Here is an 18,280-nt window from a genome sequence, read left to right as displayed (position 1 = left end):
GTAATGAGTTACTATGGATAAAGAAAAACAACAATTAAGTGTTGAAGTTGCAAGATTATATTATCAATCTGATTATAGTCAACAAGAGATTGCCAATAAGCTGAATATTTCAAGGCCAACCGTTTCAAGACTGCTAAAGTATGCAAAGGAAAAAGGCTTTGTTCAAATTACAATAACAGATCCATTTGCTAATTTAGACAATGTCGGAAATTTACTGAAAGAAAAATATAATTTGTTAGAAACACATGTCGTATTTTCTCCTGTACCAGAATATGCAACAATAACAGATTATATTAGCAAATATGCTGCTGAATATATGGAGAAAACGGTAAAAAATGGAGATATCGTTGGAGTAAGCTGGGGAACGACGATGTATGAAATCGCTCGAAAAATGGCACCGCAGCCTGTAAAGGGAGTAGAAGTAGTTCAATTAAAGGGGGGCATTAGTCATTCGAGTGTAAATACATATGCAAATGAGACGATTGCTTTATTTGCAGATGCTTTTCAAACAACGCCAAGAAATTTACCGCTTCCTGTTATATTTGATAATGCGATAACGAAGGAACTAGTAGAGCAAGATAGACATATTCATCATATTATTGAAATGGGGAAACAAGCGAATATTGCTATTTTTACTGTTGGAACTGTGCGTGATGAAGCACTGTTATTCCGGTTAGGGTATTTGGATCAGGACGAAATGGATCTCTTGAAAAAGCAAGCAGTCGGTGATATTTGTTCACGCTTTTTTGATAACGATGGGAATATTAGTAGTGAGGACATTAATCGGCGTACAATTGGAATTGAACTAGAAGAATTAAAATTAAAGAAACGTTCGATTCTTGTTGCAGGAGGTTCGCGAAAAGTAAAGGCAATCGACGGTGCATTAAGAGGGAAATATGCGAATATCTTAATTATAGATCAGCATACAGCAAAAGAATTATTACATTATCAAAAAGATTAAAATAAGGGCTTTCTCAAACCTATTATTTTGGGAAAGGCTTTTCAGTATACAGTTCATTTTAATATAAGAAAATAAGAGGATAATACTTTATGAAGTATGGAAAAGAAGGCTCCTTGGTGGATTGTTCTTTTCAAAAACTAGAGATTTCGTCATGATAGTTCTTGATTTTTAAAAACGATAAATGAACATAATTTCAAAAGCTTATTTACATGTGTTCAAATGAGGGTTAAAATGAAGTTGTTAAAAGAGATAAGGAGTGAAAGATATGAACATTGCAAAGTTAATTGATCATACAGTTTTGAAACCGAATTCTAAAAAAGAAGATGTAATGAAAGTCATTGAAGAGGCAAAGAAATATAATTTTGCTTCCGTTTGTATTAATCCTACATGGGTAAAATTAGCTGCTGAAGAATTAGCAGGACATGATGTGGATGTTTGTACTGTGATTGGATTTCCATTAGGTGCAAATACGACTGAAACAAAAGTATTTGAAACAAAAGATGTAATTGCTAAAGGTGCAACGGAAGTAGATATGGTAATCAACGTAGGTGCTTTAAAAGATGGTGATGATGAATTCGTTGAAAAGGATATTCGTGAAGTTGTACAAGCAGCAAAAGGAAAAGCACTTGTTAAAGTTATTATCGAAACATGCCTATTAACAGATGAGGAAAAAGTACGTGCTTGTGAATTATCAGTGAAAGCTGGTGCAGATTTTGTAAAAACTTCAACAGGCTTCTCAACTGGTGGAGCGACTGCTGAAGATATCGCATTAATGCGTAAGACAGTAGGACCAAATGTTGGGGTAAAAGCATCTGGTGGCGTTCGTACACGTGAAGATGCAGAAAAAATGATTGAAGCTGGTGCTTCAAGAATCGGAGCTAGTGCAAGTGTTGCGATTGTATTAAATGACGAAAAAGGCGCTACAGACAATTATTAAGTAAAAAATAGATAAGGAGCAATAGATACACATATAGAGTATCTATTGCTTTCCCATTTAAAAAAGTGTAAGCGGATACGAAGGAGGGGAGGTTTGTTATAAAATATGTTCTAAGTATCGCTTGATTAGCAAGTAATATATAGAAGGAAAGTGAAATTTCATCTTTAGAATATATCGAGTTTAGGGAGGAAATAACATGGATAAAAAAAAGTATATTGAAGCAGCAACAAAGATGCTAGAAAAAGCTTACATTCCATATTCTAAATTTCCTGTTGGTGCGGCACTCGTTACAAAAGAAGGTAAAATCTATACGGGTTGTAATATAGAAAATGCATCATATGGATTATGTAACTGTGCTGAAAGGACGGCGATCTTTAAAGCGGTATCAGAAGGGGAACGTCATTTTAGCTATTTAGTAGTTACAGGTAAAACGGATGGGCCTATTTCACCATGCGGAGCTTGTAGACAAGTTATTGCGGAATTTTGTGATCCCAAAATGCCAGTATTATTAACAAATGTCAAAGGTGATGAAAAGGAAGTAACAGTTGAGCAGCTATTACCTGGTGCATTTTTAAAAGGCGATTTAGTTTAATTTCATTTTGATAAGATAAAAGAGAGCCGAAAATTTTTATATAAATATCGGCTCTTTTTACGTGCTAAATGCTATTCATTTAGCAGAATTAGATTTTCCGAATTACAAATTTCCATTCAGTATCTTATAATTTTTGTGATTGACTACTGTTCTATCGAATTCAAAAGTGCCACCGCTTATATTTGTGATTTCAACTAATACAGATTCACTGTATAGTTTCACGACTGAGCCTGTAATGGTAACATTTCCACGCTCAAATTGTATCATATCTCCAACATTTGCTTTCATAGAACCACCCCAATGAACAGAAATATTTTTATATTATATACATTAAAACATGAATTGTTGCATTCGTGAATATTTAATTGCATTTATTAAAGGAAAAGAACTATAAGATAGAAAAAATAAAAGAAAGTTTATTTTGAATTTCGTTTTTTTCTATACGTATTCTCTAAACTTGGCAATATGACCGTTATATCAAATCATGAGTTTCTATTGTGAAGGCGGAAAGAATAAGCGTATAATATATAGGTCTTATACATAAATACATTGCGAATGATAAAAAGAAAGATTTATGTATCATCGCTTTTAACAGATCAAATGAAAAGTAACACTGGAATTTAGATAGGGAGTTATAAAATGAAATTAATTATTGCCGAGAAACCAGATCAAGGTTTAGCTCTTGTTTCACAATTTAAATACCGCCGGAAAGATGGGTATTTAGAAGTAGAAGCAAATGAGTTATTTCCAAATGGAGCTTATTGTACATGGGCAATTGGTCATTTAACGCAGTTATGTAATCCAGAACATTATCACGCTGAGTGGAAAAAATGGTCGCTTGATACGTTACCGATGATTCCAGAGCGTTTTCAATTTGAAGTAACAAAGTCGAAATATAAACAATTTAATGTGGTGAAACAGCTGTTACATAATCCGCAAGTGACCGAAATCATTCATGCAGGTGATGCAGGACGTGAAGGGGAACTGATTGTGCGAAATATTATTAACCTTTGTAATGTGCAAAAGCCGATGAAACGTCTTTGGATCTCATCTTTGACAAAACAGGCTATTTATCAAGGGTTTAAAAACTTACTTGATGAATCAGATACGATCAATACGTACTATGAAGCATATACAAGATCTTGCGCCGATTGGGTCGTTGGCATGAATGCATCGCGCGTCTATAGCATTTTACTAAAGAAAAAAGGAATGAATGATGTTTTTTCTGCTGGACGTGTTCAAACGCCAACATTAGCGTTAATTGTAAAACGTGAAAAAGAAATAGAAAACTTTAAATCAGAACCGTTTTGGGAAGTGTTCGCAACCTTTAATATTGAAGGTAAGAAATATGAGGGTAAATGGGAAAAAGATGGTGAATCCCGCTTAAAAGACCCTAATATGGCGAATAAAATTGCCGCTTTTTGCCAAGGAAAACCAGCTGAAGTAAAAGAAGTGAAAACGGAGCGCAAGGAATTTCAGCCGCCGCTTTTATTTAATTTGTCATCGCTACAAGCAACGGCGAATAAAGCATTTAAATTTTCACCGAAAAAAACGTTAGATATTACACAAGCGTTGTATCAAAAAGGGATTGTTTCTTATCCTCGTTCTGACTCGAACTATGTAACACAAGGTGAGGCAGCAACGTTTCCTGATATTTTGCAAAAGTTAAGTCAATTTGATGAATATAAAGGGGTGTTGCCAGCCCCAATTGAATCGATTAGGAATAATAAGCGTTATGTGAATGAAAAGAAAGTGACAGATCACTATGCGATTATACCGACAGAACAAGTTACGAATCCAAATAAGCTATCTGGTGATGAAAAGAAAATTTACGATATGATTGTAAGAAGACTGATTGCCGCTCATTATGAAGTTGCTATTTTCGACTATACAACAATAACAACCCTTGTAGATGGACGGGCTGAATTTATTTCAAAAGGGAAACAACAAATTCAAGAAGGATGGCGGAAAGTCATCTTTCAAGATGATAAGGACGATGAAACGATCCTTCCAATTGTTACAGAAGGGGAAGAAGGAAAAGTTGTAAAAGTGAAAGTAAAAGAAGGAAAAACGCAGCCGCCGAAGCGTTATACAGAAGGGCAATTGATTACGTTAATGAAAACGGCAGGAAAATATTTAGATAATGAAGAGCTTGAAAAAGTGTTAAAGAAAACAGAAGGTTTAGGGACTGAAGCGACTCGGGCTGGTATTATTACAATGCTGAAAGACCGTAAATATATAGATGTGAAGAAAAACCAAGTGTATGCAACGGATAAAGGGAAAGTACTTATTACAGCGATTGGGGATAAAATTTTAGCTTCACCAGAAATGACAGCAAAGTGGGAGCAACGTCTTGCAGAAATTGGAGAAGGAAAAGCATCACCAGCGACTTTCATGGAACAAACGAAGAAGCTATCTGCAAAAATTATTGAAGATGCAATTGAAATGTCTGAGAAATGGGATTTCACAGGCTTAGATGTAGAATCGATTGAACGAAAAGGATCAAAATTTACAACGGGGAAAAAAGTAGGGAAATGTAAAAAATGTGATGGCGATGTGATCGATAAGTCTACTTTTTACGGTTGTTCGAACTATAATACAACAAAATGTGATTTTACAATTTCAAAAAAAATATTAGGCAAAACAATCTCACAAAAAAATATGACAAAACTATTGAAAGGTGAACAAACTGACTTAATTAAAGGATTTAAGAAAAATGATAAAACGTTTGATGCAAAGTTAGAATGGAAAGATAATAAAATAAACTTTGTGTTTGAAAATTAATAGTTGTTAACTAATAAAAAAGTGTTTTACGAATATGAAATGACAAAAATGATACGTCTATGCATTTTTGAAAATAAAACCCCTAATTCCCTTTGAATGAGCTGGACCACTGATGTGAGACAGGAGTAAAACACCTACGCTACCTGTTCCCTATACTCAATCGGGGACAGGTAGTTTCATTTTTTAAACGGTTATATGTGATTAGAATCATGCAGGAAATGATTCCCTTTTTCTAGTACGATAGAATTTGTAAGACATTCCTTTTTTGGTTGTAGCATTCTTCGGACTTTATGGTGGAGTGGAAGGATTCGATGACGGCATGATCGAAGCGGTTTCCTTTCCGAGACATGCTTGTGATAATGCCTTTTTCTACGGTTAAATACTGAAAAACATTCTAATGATTTGAATGTATTACTTTGTAAAATTTATGTAAAAGTTTTTAATGCTAAATTGAAAAAACGATATATTAATGCTACATTAATTACGAATTTCGACATTTAGCCTTGGTACGTTATACTCTATTCTTCATGCGATGGACTTTTGAAGAAAGAAGAGCATAATGTAGCCGGAAACATTAGAAAATATGATACAGCGACTGAAAAAGGACGTGTAATGAAGAAAATAACGCCTCAAAATAAATTGAAAACTTTATTAGAAATATTGCTTGTTTCTACTAGACTTGGACTTACATCTTTCGGAGGACCGACCGCACATCTAGGTTATTTTCATGAAGAGTATGTTCGCAAAAGAAAGTGGATGGATGAAAAAAGTTATGCAGATTTAGTTGCTTTATGTCAATGTCTACCGGGACCTGCGAGTAGTCAAGTGGGGATTGGAATTGGTGTCATGCGTGCAGGTATATTGGGAGGAATTCTTTCTTTTATCGGGTTTACTCTTCCTTCTGTGATAGCATTAGTCCTATTTGCATATATACTACAAGATTTAAATATGAGAGAAGCTAGCTGGATTCATGGTTTGAAAATTGTAGCCGTCGTAGTAGTAGCACATGCGATTTTAGGAATGGTTCAAAAGTTGATACCGGATTTACACCGGAAAGCTATTGCATTATTCTCTTTAGTGGGAACGCTATTATGGCAAACGGTTTTTACACAAGTAGCAGTCATTTGTTTATCCGGTCTGATCGGCTATTACATTTATAAAAAACACGTGGACAATGATGAATCAAAACGAAACTTTCCAATCTCTCGAAAGGTAGGATTCATTTGTTTATCATTGTTTTTTGGGTTACTTATTTTCCTGCCAATCCTAAGAGAAATTACATCATTGAATTGGATTGCAATGTTTGATAGTTTCTACCGTTCAGGTTCTTTAGTGTTCGGTGGAGGTCATATTGTTTTACCTTTACTTGAGCGTGAATTTGTTCCGACAGGATGGATGGATCAATCTTCGTTTTTAGCGGGTTACGGTGCTACTCAAGCTGTACCTGGACCGTTATTTACATTTGCAGCATATATTGGTGCTATTATCAGTGGATGGCAAGGGGGATTCATTGCAACGATCGCTATTTTCTTACCAGCATTCCTTCTTATATTAGGGACATTACCTTTTTGGGATCAATTAAGACGAAATCCTAAAATGAAAGGCGCCTTAATGGGAGTGAATGCAGCGGTAGTAGGGATTTTAATTTCAGCTTTCTATCACCCAATTTGGACTAGCGCTATCTTAAAACCTGTTGATTTTGCTTTTGCATCTATATTATTTAGCATGTTAGTATATTGGAAAATGCCACCTTGGGTCATTGTTGTGACCGGTGGTATTGGGGGTACACTCCTATCCCCATTGTAAAATGTATCATTGTATGTAAAACTACCACTTTGTTTGGTAGTTTTTTGTTTCTCTTTAAAAAAGAACATTGTGAAGGATAGGGAAAATACATATAGGAATTTCTAGAGTATCATCAATATAATGAAAACGATAATTGAAACAAATATTAATTATAGATATAGGATTATCACTAAAGAAGTATGATGGGTGCTTATATATTATATGCTATCATATCGTAATAGCCGACAAAAGAGAAATTCCGACAGACCCCAGCCTGTCGGAATTAAGAAAATCTTTAAGCTGCTTTTGATTGTTTTTTCGGTATCAGTAATGGTTGAGGAGGACAAACTTTTTGTGAAAGCTTGGACACGACAAAGATGGCGGAAAATGCTGTAATACATGTCAGTGTTCGAAATTTTAAAATGCACCTGAGGGTGAGTTTTCCAAACGATTTTGATTCAAATCACCCTCAGTAACATTTTTCACGATTTATCTTCTATAGGAATCAATTCGAAAATACTCTCATCTTTTATAGAATCTACTAATTTTTGTAGCCATTTATAATAAGCACGCGATTCTTCTAATTGCTCATAAATCTGCTTTGCATGGGCTTTGATTTCTTCTGACTCTTCCTGATTATTCATCACTTCTCTCAATATTTTTTGAGACTTTCCTAATGCATTCAAATTTATCTTTACCTCTCTTTCCCATTTATGAGAAAAGAAATGAGTGAAAAATTTAAAAAAGTCTTTTTCGGCTACATAAGTATGCTTTCTACTCCCTTTAGTAAAGGTCATTTTGACAATATCAAAGTCTTGTAGCTTTTTTACACTTGTGCTCATACTAGGTTTACTCATTCCTAGTCGTTCACGCATTTCATCTAAATTCATATCATCTTCAAAGTACATGGTTCCATATAATGTTCCTGCACTTCGTGTAACTCCATACAGATCCATTGTTTCAGCAATTGAATCAATTACGAATGTTTTTGCCTTTTCAATAGCCTCATATCCTTTATCGTCCATCTTATAAAAAACCTCCTAGTAGAGAAAAGTCAAATCGTTAAGAATATAAAGTTTATTTTGAACAATGTTTATATTAACGTATTACAGAAAAATGTCAAAAAAATACGTCGATAAATAAATTTTTTATACTTGATAATCCTTTATACGCCAAAGGGTTATAAAATTCTAAATTTAATTTTTATTTTGACAACATTTTTTGCGTATGTTACGTTAATTTTGTTAAAAACGTTAAGAAAAAACTTAACAAATTTAACTTAGTGATTTTCAAAGGAGTGATTGCATGTCTCTAAAAACAATGTATATAAACGGAGAGTGGGTAGAGTCCATTTCTGGAAAAACGAGAAACATCATCAATCCCTTTAATCAAGAAATCATTGCAACTGTAACTGAGGGAGACAAAGAGGATGCCAAGCTCGCGATTAAAGCGGCACGTACAGCATTCGATCAAGGTGATTGGGCCAGTACGCCTGCGAATGAACGCGGAGAACTTGTTCAAAAGATTGCGGAGCTCATTCGCCAAGATAAAGAAGAATTGGCTAAGCTAGAAACCTTAGATACAGGAAAAACATTAATTGAAAGCCAAGCGGACATGGATGACATCGTCAATGTATTTCAATACTTTGCAGGTCTCGCTGATAAGTATGGCGGGGAGATTATCTCTTCTCCTATTCCTAATTCTCAAAGCCGAATTGTTCGTGAGCCTGTTGGAGTTTGTGCTCAAATCACACCGTGGAATTATCCTTTACTTCAAGCAGCATGGAAAATTGCACCTGCGCTAGCTGCAGGAAATACAATTATTGTGAAACCGAGTGAAATTACGCCACTAACGACTATAAAAGTATTTGAATTAATGGAAGAGGCTGGTGTGCCAAACGGAGTAGCTAATTTAGTATTAGGTCCTGGATCGACAGTAGGTTCAGAATTATCTAGTAATCTAGATGTCGATTTTCTTTCTTTTACTGGAGGGATTGAAACAGGGAAGAGAATTATGCAAGCGGCTAGCAGTAATGTAAAGAAAATTGCACTTGAACTCGGCGGGAAAAACCCGAATATTGTATTTGCGGATGCAGATTTTGAAGTAGCAGTAGATCAAGCGCTCAACGCAATTTTTTATCATGCTGGCCAAGTGTGTTCAGCGGGAGCACGCTTACTAGTTGAAGAAAGTATTCACGATGAATTTTTACAAGCTGTTGTTAACCGTGCAAAAAATATAAAATTAGGAAACGGATTTGATAAAGATACGCAATGTGGCCCTCTTATCTCAATGGAACATCGTGCGAAAGTAGAAAGATATGTAGAAATTGGAAAACAAGAGGGAGCACAATTGGTTCTTGGCGGGGAACGTCCGGAAGATCCAGAACTTCAAAATGGATTCTTTTATAAACCGACAATTTTTGCAAACTGCCATTCACAAATGCGAATTGTTCAAGAGGAAGTGTTTGGACCAGTTTTAACGGTGGAGACTTTTAAAACAACAGAAGAAGTTCTACAACTTGCGAATGATACGATTTATGGGCTAGCAGGAGCTGTATGGTCAAAAGATATTGAGAAAGCTGAGTTTGTTGCTTCACGTCTTCGAATGGGAACGGTTTGGATTAATGATTTCCATCCATATTTTGCTCAAGCACCTTGGGGCGGGTATAAACAATCTGGTTTTGGACGTGAATTAGGAAGCAACGGGCTGGAAGAATATACTGAAATCAAACATATTTATCGAAATACGAAACCGGAAGCAATTAACTGGTTTAAATAAAGGAATGAAGAAAAAACAGGGGGTTGTTATGTATGAGTTTAAATATGAAAGTTGAACAGATGTATAAGTTCCATCAATTTGAGGTGCCTACAGCGATTAAGCATGGAATTGGATCTATTCGCCATATAGGAAAAGAAGTCAAAAATTTAGGTGTATCAAAAGTATTGCTTGTCACAGATCCTGGAATTTTTAACGCAGGTGTTGTTGATCCTGTTATGAAATATTTAAAGGAAGAAAATGTAGAGGTAGTTATCTTTCATAAGGTTGAACCGAATCCGCCAGTACGTTTAGTTGCTGAAGGATCTGCTCTTTACAAAAAAGAAGGCTGCGATGGGCTCGTTGCAGTCGGTGGTGGTAGTTCAATGGATACAGCAAAAGCGATTGGGGTGGAAGCAACACATGAAGGATCTATCTTAGAATATGAGGCAGCGGAAGGGAAAAAACCACTTGAGAATCGAATTCCACCATTGACAACTATTCCAACTACAGCTGGAACAGGCTCCGAAGTAACGCAATGGGCTGTAATTACAGATGAAGAGCGAGAATTTAAATTTAATACAGGGGGACCACTTATCGCTGCACATCTGACCATTATTGATCCTGAATTACATATATCTATGCCACCACATGTAACAGCTATGACAGGTGTTGATGCTTTAGCACATGCGATTGAATGTTATACAATGAAATATGCGCAGCCTATTACAGATGCGGTTGCATTAATGGCGATTGAGTATGCATCAAAATATATTTACCGCGCATTTGCAGACGGTGAAGATTTGGAAGCTCGTTACGGTATGGCACAAGCAGCAATGTTAGCAGGGCTATCTTATGGAAGTGAATCCGCAGGTGCTGCACATGCGATGAGTCAAACATTAGGCGGAATTATTCCGGTTGCCCATGGACAATGTGTTGCAGCTATGATGGGTCCAGTTATGGAATTTAACTGGAAAGGAAATCCTGAAAAGTTTGCACGTATTGCGCAAGCGGTAGGAATTAATACGCATGAATTATCGACTGAAGATGCAGCGAAAGCGGCAGTAAATTGGATGTATGATCTCGTAGAAAATCTAGAAATACCTACACTTGAAAAACAAGGTGTACCAGCTGATATGATTGAGCGCCTAGCCAAAGAAGCGATGAAAGACCCTCAAACGGTTGGGAACCCGCGTGACTTAACAGTAAAAGATTATGAATGGATATACAAAAGATGTTTTAATCTAGTTCCAAAAACTGTATAGAGGAAAAGAAACATAAAAGGATCTGCTTCTTATGAATGCAGGTCCTTTTGTTATCAGAGAAAATCTGTATTCATTATATGAAATGAAAAGGAATTTTTCTTTAATCGCTTGAAACGGTACTTGTTTCATTAAACTGGAAAGTTGAATAGAAAATCTATCCCCGCTTTATTTTTATTTCCACGATTAGGAATCGGTAAGACTTCTACCTCAAAATTCAGAGAGAAGCAAGGAAGATAGGTGAGGGCTAACAATCAGTGGAGGATGAAAAAAATGTACTGCTTCAAGGTTCACCTTATTATTATAACAGGTTTAAAAAATATTTTTAATTTGAGAATTTAAATCTTATTAAAGGTTACTTGAGTATACTTACTGACGTAAGGTAATAAAACATTTTTGCTTCAACTTAGATAAAGTGTAAATCAGAATACAATAAGAAGATTCTGACAATAAAAGATAGAATCTTTTCTTAGAATAAGTTTTTTTAAGTTGATGAATAATGAATATAAAAAGGAAGTTTAGGTGAAGAAAATGGGGGTATTTCGTTCATTATTTGGTAAGAAAGAAGAAATGAAAAAAGTAGAGGAGACAAAAACAATGTCAAAAGTATTATTTGTGAAAGCAAATGACCGTCCTGCAGATCAAGCAATTAGTTCAAAAATGTATGAAACATTTGTAAGCACGTATAAGGTAGCAAATCCGAATACAGAAGTGGCAGAGTTAGATTTATATGAATTGAATCTTCCATATTACGGAAATGATGCGATTGCAGGTGGGTATAAACGTAGTCAAGGACTAGAATTAACAGTAGAAGAAGAGAAAGCTGTTGCGACAGTTGATAAATATTTAAATCAATTTTTAGAAGCGGAAAAAGTTGTATTTGCCTTCCCATTATGGAACTTTACAGTACCAGCACCATTAGTTACGTATATTTCATACCTTTCTCAAGCTGGAAAAACATTTAAATATACAGAAAATGGTCCAGTAGGATTAGCTGGTGAGAAGAAAGTAGCTGTACTAGGTGCTCGTGGTTCTGATTACTCTTCTGAGCCAATGGCTTCTATGGAAATGGCTGTGAACTATGTGACAACTGTACTTGGATTCTGGGGCATTACAAATCCAGAGACAGTAGTAATTGAAGGGCATAATCAATATCCAGATCGCTCACAGCAAATTGTTGAAGAAGGATTAGAAAAAGTTAAGAAAGTAGCTGCAACATTTTAATTGAGAAGTAATGAAAGTAAAAAAATCAACATGGTTAGCCATGTTGATTTTTTATATGTATGAGAACTGTTGTTTAGAAAAGAATCTCTATCCGAAAAATATATATGTATTTAAGAACATGAACAGTTTCCCATATCAGTCTCTCTTGAAATAATAAAGCACAAAATTTCCTTTTCAATGATATAAAGAAAGAAAACGAATTGTACGTTTGAAAGTCTGATTTACTTCCATATGAAAGTGGCGTTGGTAACTTTGTATTGCTTCTAGAAAGTTATGGATAGTAAAATGGACAACAAGAAACATGAGAAGGGAAATATGTGTAAGACAGCACCATTAAATTGTAAAAAAACAAAGAGTTTTACAGGGGAGGAGAGTATGTTGAGTATTTTTCAACATATAAAAACGTATCAATATTTTCCATTTCAGCCTGAGTTTGAAGGGATGGCAGACTATTATACAGAACATCGAGAAAAAAATATATGGAATCAAACAGTATTATTATTTTATCAATTTCGTCTAAAAAAAGATTTGCATCATGCTGTTTCAGTGGTTCCTGATGGGTGTATAGATATATTATTCGGTTGTAATGAACAGGATTGTTTTGCAAATATATGTGGAAGTGTCATTCGTAGTCGAATGATTCATCTGCAAGCTGGCAGTGAATACTTTGGTGTAAGGTTCCTGCCATATCAAGAGGTACTTCGTTCAAACTATATGGTAAAAGAAATAGTCGATAAAGAAGTACCTTTAATTGATATGATTTCTATTCAACATACAACTATAGAAAAAATAATACTTGCAGAAGGGTTTCAAGAAAGAGTGGGATTGTTTAAAGAGTTAATTGGTAAAGTTGTTTTTCCCTCAGACGGTTCAATGAACATAATAGGACAAGTGCTAAATAAAATTTATGAATCAAAAGGAAATATGAACATAAGTCAGTTGGCGGGTAAGGTGGGATATTCAACGAGATATATACGAAAGCAATTTAAAGAATCTATTGGAATCTCTCCAAAACGATTTAGTCAAATTGTAAGATATCAATCTGCTTTAAATATGTTGCTTAAAATGAAGAACTTTACCATTTGGGATATCATCAATGAAAATGGTTATTATGATCAAGCGCATTTCATTCATGAATTTAAAAGTTTTGGCTCGTTAACTCCAAGGGAATATACTGAAAAGTTTTTTGGAAAGTTACGTTGTGACGTAGAGTAGTTGGTTAAATTATCAGAATGTTCCGTTTTTTACAATCAATATGGACGGTAATTGGCTATTATTTTCTTAAGTTTAGAGGGGGAGGGGATCGTATGTTAAAGACATATCAATTATTTATAAATGGCAAGTGGGTAGATGCGGTATCGGGAAAAACATTTGAATCCATTAATCCTAGTACGGGAGCAATACATGCCATTGTAGCAGAAGCTGGTAAGCAAGATATTGACTTAGCTGTAAAGGCTGCTCGCAATGCTTTTGAATCAGGAACATGGTCCAATATGGATCCGAGTGAACGAGGGAGGCTTTTATATAGAGCGGCGATGCAAATGAGAGATAAGTTAGATTTTTTTGCTGAGATAGAATCGATGGATAACGGTTTACCTATTAATGAGACAAAATACATTGCTATACCAGCAACGATTGATGTATTAGAATTTTACGCTGGCTTAGCAAATAAAGTACAAGGTGAAACATTGGCTTCACCAAAAAATCGTTTGAATTATACATTGAAAGAGCCACTTGGGGTAGTTGGGGCTATTGTGCCGTGGAATTTTCCGCTTCTGCTTGCGATGTGGAAATTAGCACCAGCTTTAGCAGCAGGAAATACGATTGTTATTAAGCCAGCAGAACAAACACCTGTTAGTATTTTAGAATTAGCAAAAATTTTTCAAGAAGTCGGTATTCCAGACGGTGTAATAAATATTGTTCCGGGGTTTGGAGATGAAGCTGGAGATGCATTAGTAGCTCATCCAGAAGTTGACAAAATTGCTTTCACAGGTTCTACTCGTACAGGTCAACTCATTATGCAAACAGCAAGCAAGAAATTGAAACCGCTATCATTGGAGCTTGGAGGGAAATCGCCGAATATCGTTTTTGAAGATGCCAATTTAGAAGATGCAGTAAATATGTCGGCCTTCGGTATTTACTTTGCACAAGGGCAAGTCTGTGCAGCAGGTTCGAGGTTATTTGTTCAGGAGTCGATTTATGATACATTTATGGATCTTTTTGTGAAAAAAGCGAAGTCTATTCGCATTGGAAATCCTCTTGAAAGGACAACACAAATGGGGCCACAAATTTCAGAAAAGCAGTTGAAGCAAATTGAACAATATGTAGCAGTTGGACTTGATGAAGGAGCTAATTTAGTAACCGGTGGTAAACGATATCTAGAAGCTGGAGATGGTTATTATTTTACACCAACTATTTTTGAAAATGTTAGCAACAAAATGACGATTGCTCGTGAAGAAATTTTCGGACCTTTTGTGTCGGTGATTCGTTTTAAAGATGAAGAGGATGCGCTAATGAAAGCAAATGATACGGTTTATGGACTTGCTTCTGGCGTATGGACAAACGATTTAAAACGAGCACATCGTATGGCGCGCAATATAAAAGCGGGAACAGTATGGGTTAATACGTATAGTTTTTTAGATAGTGCAGCGCCGTTTGGGGGCACAAAACAAAGTGGGTTCGGCCGAGAGCTAGGGGTGCAGGCAATGGAGATGTACACGCAGACTAAACATGTGTGGGTTGATTTAAATGAGAGAGCTTTAAACTGGTATGAAGGATAAATGATTATAGGAAAATCAGGGGCATCAATTGAATGATTGGTGGAAGTCATATTTTAGCTATAGCATGCAGGGAATAACAAGAGGGGGAAATGATATGAGTAAAATAGATTGGCAACAAGTATTAGAGTGGGATAAAAAATATATCATGAGAACTTTTTCGACCCAAGAAGAATATGAGCCGATTCCAATCGCGACTACAGAAGGCGATTATTTAATTTTGCCAGATGGCACAAAGTTGTTAGATTGTTTTAATCAATTATATTGTGTAAATGCTGGTCAAAAGAATGAGAAAATTAATAATGCGATTAAGGACGCTCTAGATCGATATGGTTTTTTACAAGATGCTTACGTGACAGATTATAAGGCAAAGGCAGCGAAAATGATTATTGAAGATGTATTAGGAAATGAAAGTTGGCCAGGGAAAGTTCGTTTTGTTTCTACTGGAAGTGAAGCGGTAGAGACAGCACTTATGATTGCTAGATTATACAAAAAGCGTCCCCTTGTTGTAACGAGAGAATATGCTTATCATGGCTGGACAAAAGGGGCTTCATCAATGACAAGGTTAAAGGGGAGTAAAAGTGGGGTGACGGAATCAGTTCCTGATTCACTTCCGCATCATGTACCAGCTCAAGACAGTGGACTTGTTGCCGTAGCACCTTCTCCTAATTGTATGCGCTGTTCACTTGGCCATAAATATGGTACTTGCCAGGATGAAAATGGTGAACTCGCTTGCGTGAAATATACGAGACGTATTATTGAAAATCAAGGGCCAGAACAAGTTGCAGCAATCATTACAGAAGTTACACAAGGAGCTGGCTCTGTTCAGCCGCCAGATGAGTATATTCCACAAATTCGTAAAATGACGAAAGAACTTAATATTTTATGGATTGCTGACGAAGTGCTGACAGGGTTTGGAAGAACAGGGGAATGGTTTGCATATCAGCATTATGATGTCGAGCCTGATATCGTATCAATGGCAAAAGGAATTTCTAGCTCAGCTATTCCAGCAGGTGCTGTCGTTGTAAGTAAAGAAATTGCGGAATTTATGGATCAATATCGATGGGAGACAGTTTCAACGTATTCAGGGCATCCAATCGCTATGGCTGCGGTATGTGCAAATTTAGAATATATAATGGAAGAAAATTTGGTAGAGAGAGCTGCAGCGGCTGGACAGTATATAAAACAAAAATTATTGGAGTTAAAGAAAAAACATCAATCAATTGGACAAATCGCTGGGTATGGGGTTTTATGGCTTGTGGAACTTGTAAAAGATGAGCAGATGACACCTTTTGTTGAAATAGATAGAAACTTTACTCATGAAGCAGACCCAAGTACGTTTCCTTCCAATATTATTAGAGAAAAAGCGATTGAAAAAGGAGTATTAATCGGTGGAGTAATGCCGAATACACTTCGCTTTGGAACCTCGTTAAATGTAAGCCGTAAAGACATTGATAAAGCTATAGATGCGCTTGATTACGCGCTGATTTATTTAGAAAGGCAAGTATTACAAATAAACTGAAAGAATAGGATAAAAGTATGAAGTAAGGATATTGATGGAGGAACAAAATGAGTAGGAGAAGTAGTTCTTCTTAAAGTTCAGAAGAGAAGTTATGTAAACATAGCTTCTCTTTTTATATGTAGAGAAGTATGAACTTATGATTGAAAAGGAAAAATAGAATACATCATGTGTTATACGTAGTGGATTTTTAGAGAAGGATGTGTCGGAATGAAGAAGGATAAGAAATATACAGTCGTAGGCACTGACATTGAAGAAGTGAAACGATTAAATAAAAACTCAGGGTTAACATATAATCAAGTAAAAGAATTATTAGTGAAACAGATGAAAACAAAGCTATAAACATTATGTTTATGGCTTTGTTTATATTTGACCGGTATAAAGTAGAATTCCCCTTAGTGAGTACTTCATTTTCCACTGATGATGAATTCTCGCCAAGCGAGCTATTTACGAAAAAGAATGTGTATAGATATCATGAATAAGTAATGAAAAGATAAAGAAAAAAGAGGATTCTTTTCAATTTATGAGAAAGATTGTCTACAGGAATTCATAATATGTAGTAATATGGCAATAGATAGACCTGTATTTCAATATATGAATATCAATCCATTGAAGGGGGAGAGTAATTTGTCATGATTCAAGTAAAAAACTTTTTTCAAAGTAGAGGATTTCAACGATTCATTGTATTCGTCATATTAGCGTTTTTATTATATGGATTAAAAAGTATGATTAATTTAATATTAATCACTTTTATTCTGACTTTTTTAATGGATCGATTTCAACGATTTATTTCAAACAAGTTAAAAATAAATCGAAAAGTAGTGATTGCTTGTTTATATAGTGTTTTAGTAACGTTTATTGTCACAACATTATATAAATATTTGCCGGTATTAACGATACAAATTTCTCAGTTAATTTATCAGTTTAAACTGTTTTTTCAGCATCCACCTGATAATGAGATCATTAAATATGTACTTTCAACAATTAATCAAATGGAAGTATCAAAATATATTGAACAAGGTGTAGATGTCATTTACCAGTCTGTGGCGAACATTGGAAAAGTTAGCTTGCAAATTTTATTATCTCTTATTTTAAGTTTATTTTTCTTGCTAGAAAAAGAACGAATTATTACGTTTACGTCTAAATTTAAAGAGAGTAAATTAAAGATTTTTTATGAAGAAATTGCCTATTTTTCTCAACGGTTTGCACGGTCATTTGGAAAAGTGATTGAAGCACAGTTTTTAATTGCGATCGTAAATTGTATTCTCACGGTCATTGCACTTGTTTTTTTAGGATTTCCCCAGCTTCTCGTATTAGCAATTATGATTTTTTTACTTGGCTTAATTCCTGTTGCTGGTGTTATTATTTCATTGTTTCCACTTTGTATCATTGCCTACAATATCGGTGGAATAATGTACGTTGTATACATATTAATTGTGATTACGGTTATTCATGCTCTTGAAAGTTATTTTTTAAATCCAAAATTTATGTCTGCAAAAACGAACTTACCCATTTTCTATACATTTATGATTTTAATCTTCTCAGAGCATTTTTTAGGAATATGGGGTCTTATTATCGGAATTCCAATCTTTATTTTCTTATTAGATGTATTTGAAGTAAATGATGAAGAATAGTTAAGAAATGAAAAGAATACGTATGTTTCCAGCGAACGAAAACACACCTAG

The 18,280-nt window shown here is 35.2% G+C and carries 15 protein-coding genes; 13 read left to right on the top strand and 2 right to left on the bottom strand.

The annotated features are described in order from the left end of the window. The first annotated feature begins 13 nt into the window (after window positions 1-13). The 3 genes from MR056_RS09345 (at window position 14) to MR056_RS09335 (ending at window position 2,490) form a co-directional block, all read left to right on the top strand. Window positions 14-961 carry a sugar-binding transcriptional regulator gene (locus MR056_RS09345; RefSeq protein WP_012093959.1) on the top strand — a complete coding sequence of 316 codons (948 nt, stop codon included), beginning with the start codon at window positions 14-16 and terminating at the stop codon, window positions 959-961. Window positions 962-1,226: 265 nt separating this feature from the next. Then, window positions 1,227-1,898, top strand: coding sequence for a deoxyribose-phosphate aldolase (gene deoC, locus MR056_RS09340; RefSeq protein WP_012093960.1), 672 nt, complete (start codon window positions 1,227-1,229; stop codon window positions 1,896-1,898). 196 nt (window positions 1,899-2,094) lie between these two features. Next, window positions 2,095-2,490 carry a cytidine deaminase gene (locus MR056_RS09335; protein ID WP_087098464.1) on the top strand — a complete coding sequence of 132 codons (396 nt, stop codon included), beginning with the start codon at window positions 2,095-2,097 and terminating at the stop codon, window positions 2,488-2,490. A 102-nt stretch (window positions 2,491-2,592) separates the two neighbouring features. On the opposite strand, the gene MR056_RS09330 is transcribed toward MR056_RS09335, so the two are convergent. Next, on the bottom strand, window positions 2,593-2,778 hold the full coding sequence (locus tag MR056_RS09330) for a YkvS family protein (RefSeq protein WP_012093962.1): 186 nt from the start codon (window positions 2,776-2,778) through the stop codon (window positions 2,593-2,595). Between the two features lie 351 nt (window positions 2,779-3,129). On the opposite strand from MR056_RS09330, the gene topB reads away from it, so the two are divergent. After that, a complete protein-coding gene (gene topB, locus MR056_RS09325; RefSeq protein WP_087098466.1) occupies window positions 3,130-5,274 on the top strand; it encodes a DNA topoisomerase III in 2,145 nt (714 codons plus the stop codon). Between the two features lie 612 nt (window positions 5,275-5,886). Further along, on the top strand, window positions 5,887-7,080 hold the full coding sequence (locus MR056_RS09320) for a chromate transporter (RefSeq protein ID WP_087098506.1): 1,194 nt from the start codon (window positions 5,887-5,889) through the stop codon (window positions 7,078-7,080). Window positions 7,081-7,541: 461 nt separating this feature from the next. On the opposite strand, the gene cudC is transcribed toward MR056_RS09320, so the two are convergent. Further along, window positions 7,542-8,084, bottom strand: coding sequence for a choline uptake/conversion transcriptional regulator CudC (cudC, locus tag MR056_RS09315; RefSeq protein WP_012093965.1), 543 nt, complete (start codon window positions 8,082-8,084; stop codon window positions 7,542-7,544). Window positions 8,085-8,364: 280 nt separating this feature from the next. On the opposite strand from cudC, the gene betB reads away from it, so the two are divergent. From betB to MR056_RS09280, 8 genes are all read left to right on the top strand, one after another. Then, the gene (betB, locus tag MR056_RS09310) at window positions 8,365-9,837 is read left to right on the top strand and encodes a betaine-aldehyde dehydrogenase (RefSeq protein WP_087098468.1); all 1,473 of its coding nucleotides are present in this window, start codon (window positions 8,365-8,367) and stop codon (window positions 9,835-9,837) included. Between the two features lie 32 nt (window positions 9,838-9,869). Then, complete coding sequence (locus tag MR056_RS09305; protein ID WP_087098470.1) at window positions 9,870-11,078, top strand: iron-containing alcohol dehydrogenase; 1,209 nt, start codon at window positions 9,870-9,872, stop codon at window positions 11,076-11,078. A 528-nt stretch (window positions 11,079-11,606) separates the two neighbouring features. Then, window positions 11,607-12,299, top strand: a complete 693-nt coding sequence (locus MR056_RS09300; RefSeq protein ID WP_012093968.1) for an FMN-dependent NADH-azoreductase — start codon at window positions 11,607-11,609, stop codon at window positions 12,297-12,299. A 375-nt stretch (window positions 12,300-12,674) separates the two neighbouring features. After that, window positions 12,675-13,514: a helix-turn-helix transcriptional regulator gene (locus MR056_RS09295; protein ID WP_167527338.1), complete on the top strand. Its 840-nt coding sequence runs from the start codon at window positions 12,675-12,677 to the stop codon at window positions 13,512-13,514. A 92-nt stretch (window positions 13,515-13,606) separates the two neighbouring features. After that, the gene (locus tag MR056_RS09290) at window positions 13,607-15,079 is read left to right on the top strand and encodes an aldehyde dehydrogenase family protein (RefSeq protein ID WP_012093970.1); all 1,473 of its coding nucleotides are present in this window, start codon (window positions 13,607-13,609) and stop codon (window positions 15,077-15,079) included. Between the two features lie 94 nt (window positions 15,080-15,173). Next, entirely contained in the window at window positions 15,174-16,598 is a 1,425-nt protein-coding gene (locus MR056_RS09285) for a class-III pyridoxal-phosphate-dependent aminotransferase (RefSeq protein WP_087098472.1), read from the top strand. A gap of 207 nt (window positions 16,599-16,805) precedes the next feature. Beyond that, the gene (locus MR056_RS22250) at window positions 16,806-16,937 is read left to right on the top strand and encodes a hypothetical protein (protein WP_012093972.1); all 132 of its coding nucleotides are present in this window, start codon (window positions 16,806-16,808) and stop codon (window positions 16,935-16,937) included. Window positions 16,938-17,227: 290 nt separating this feature from the next. Further along, window positions 17,228-18,229: an AI-2E family transporter gene (locus tag MR056_RS09280; protein WP_012093973.1), complete on the top strand. Its 1,002-nt coding sequence runs from the start codon at window positions 17,228-17,230 to the stop codon at window positions 18,227-18,229. Window positions 18,230-18,280: the final 51 nt, after the last annotated feature.

This window comes from Bacillus cereus group sp. BfR-BA-01360, from assembly GCF_022663595.1.
In the GTDB taxonomy this organism is placed as follows: Bacteria; Bacillota; Bacilli; order Bacillales; family Bacillaceae_G; genus Bacillus_A; species Bacillus_A cytotoxicus.
The sequence above is the reverse complement of the archived record's forward strand: the minus strand, read 5'-3'. Positions and strand labels throughout refer to the sequence as shown.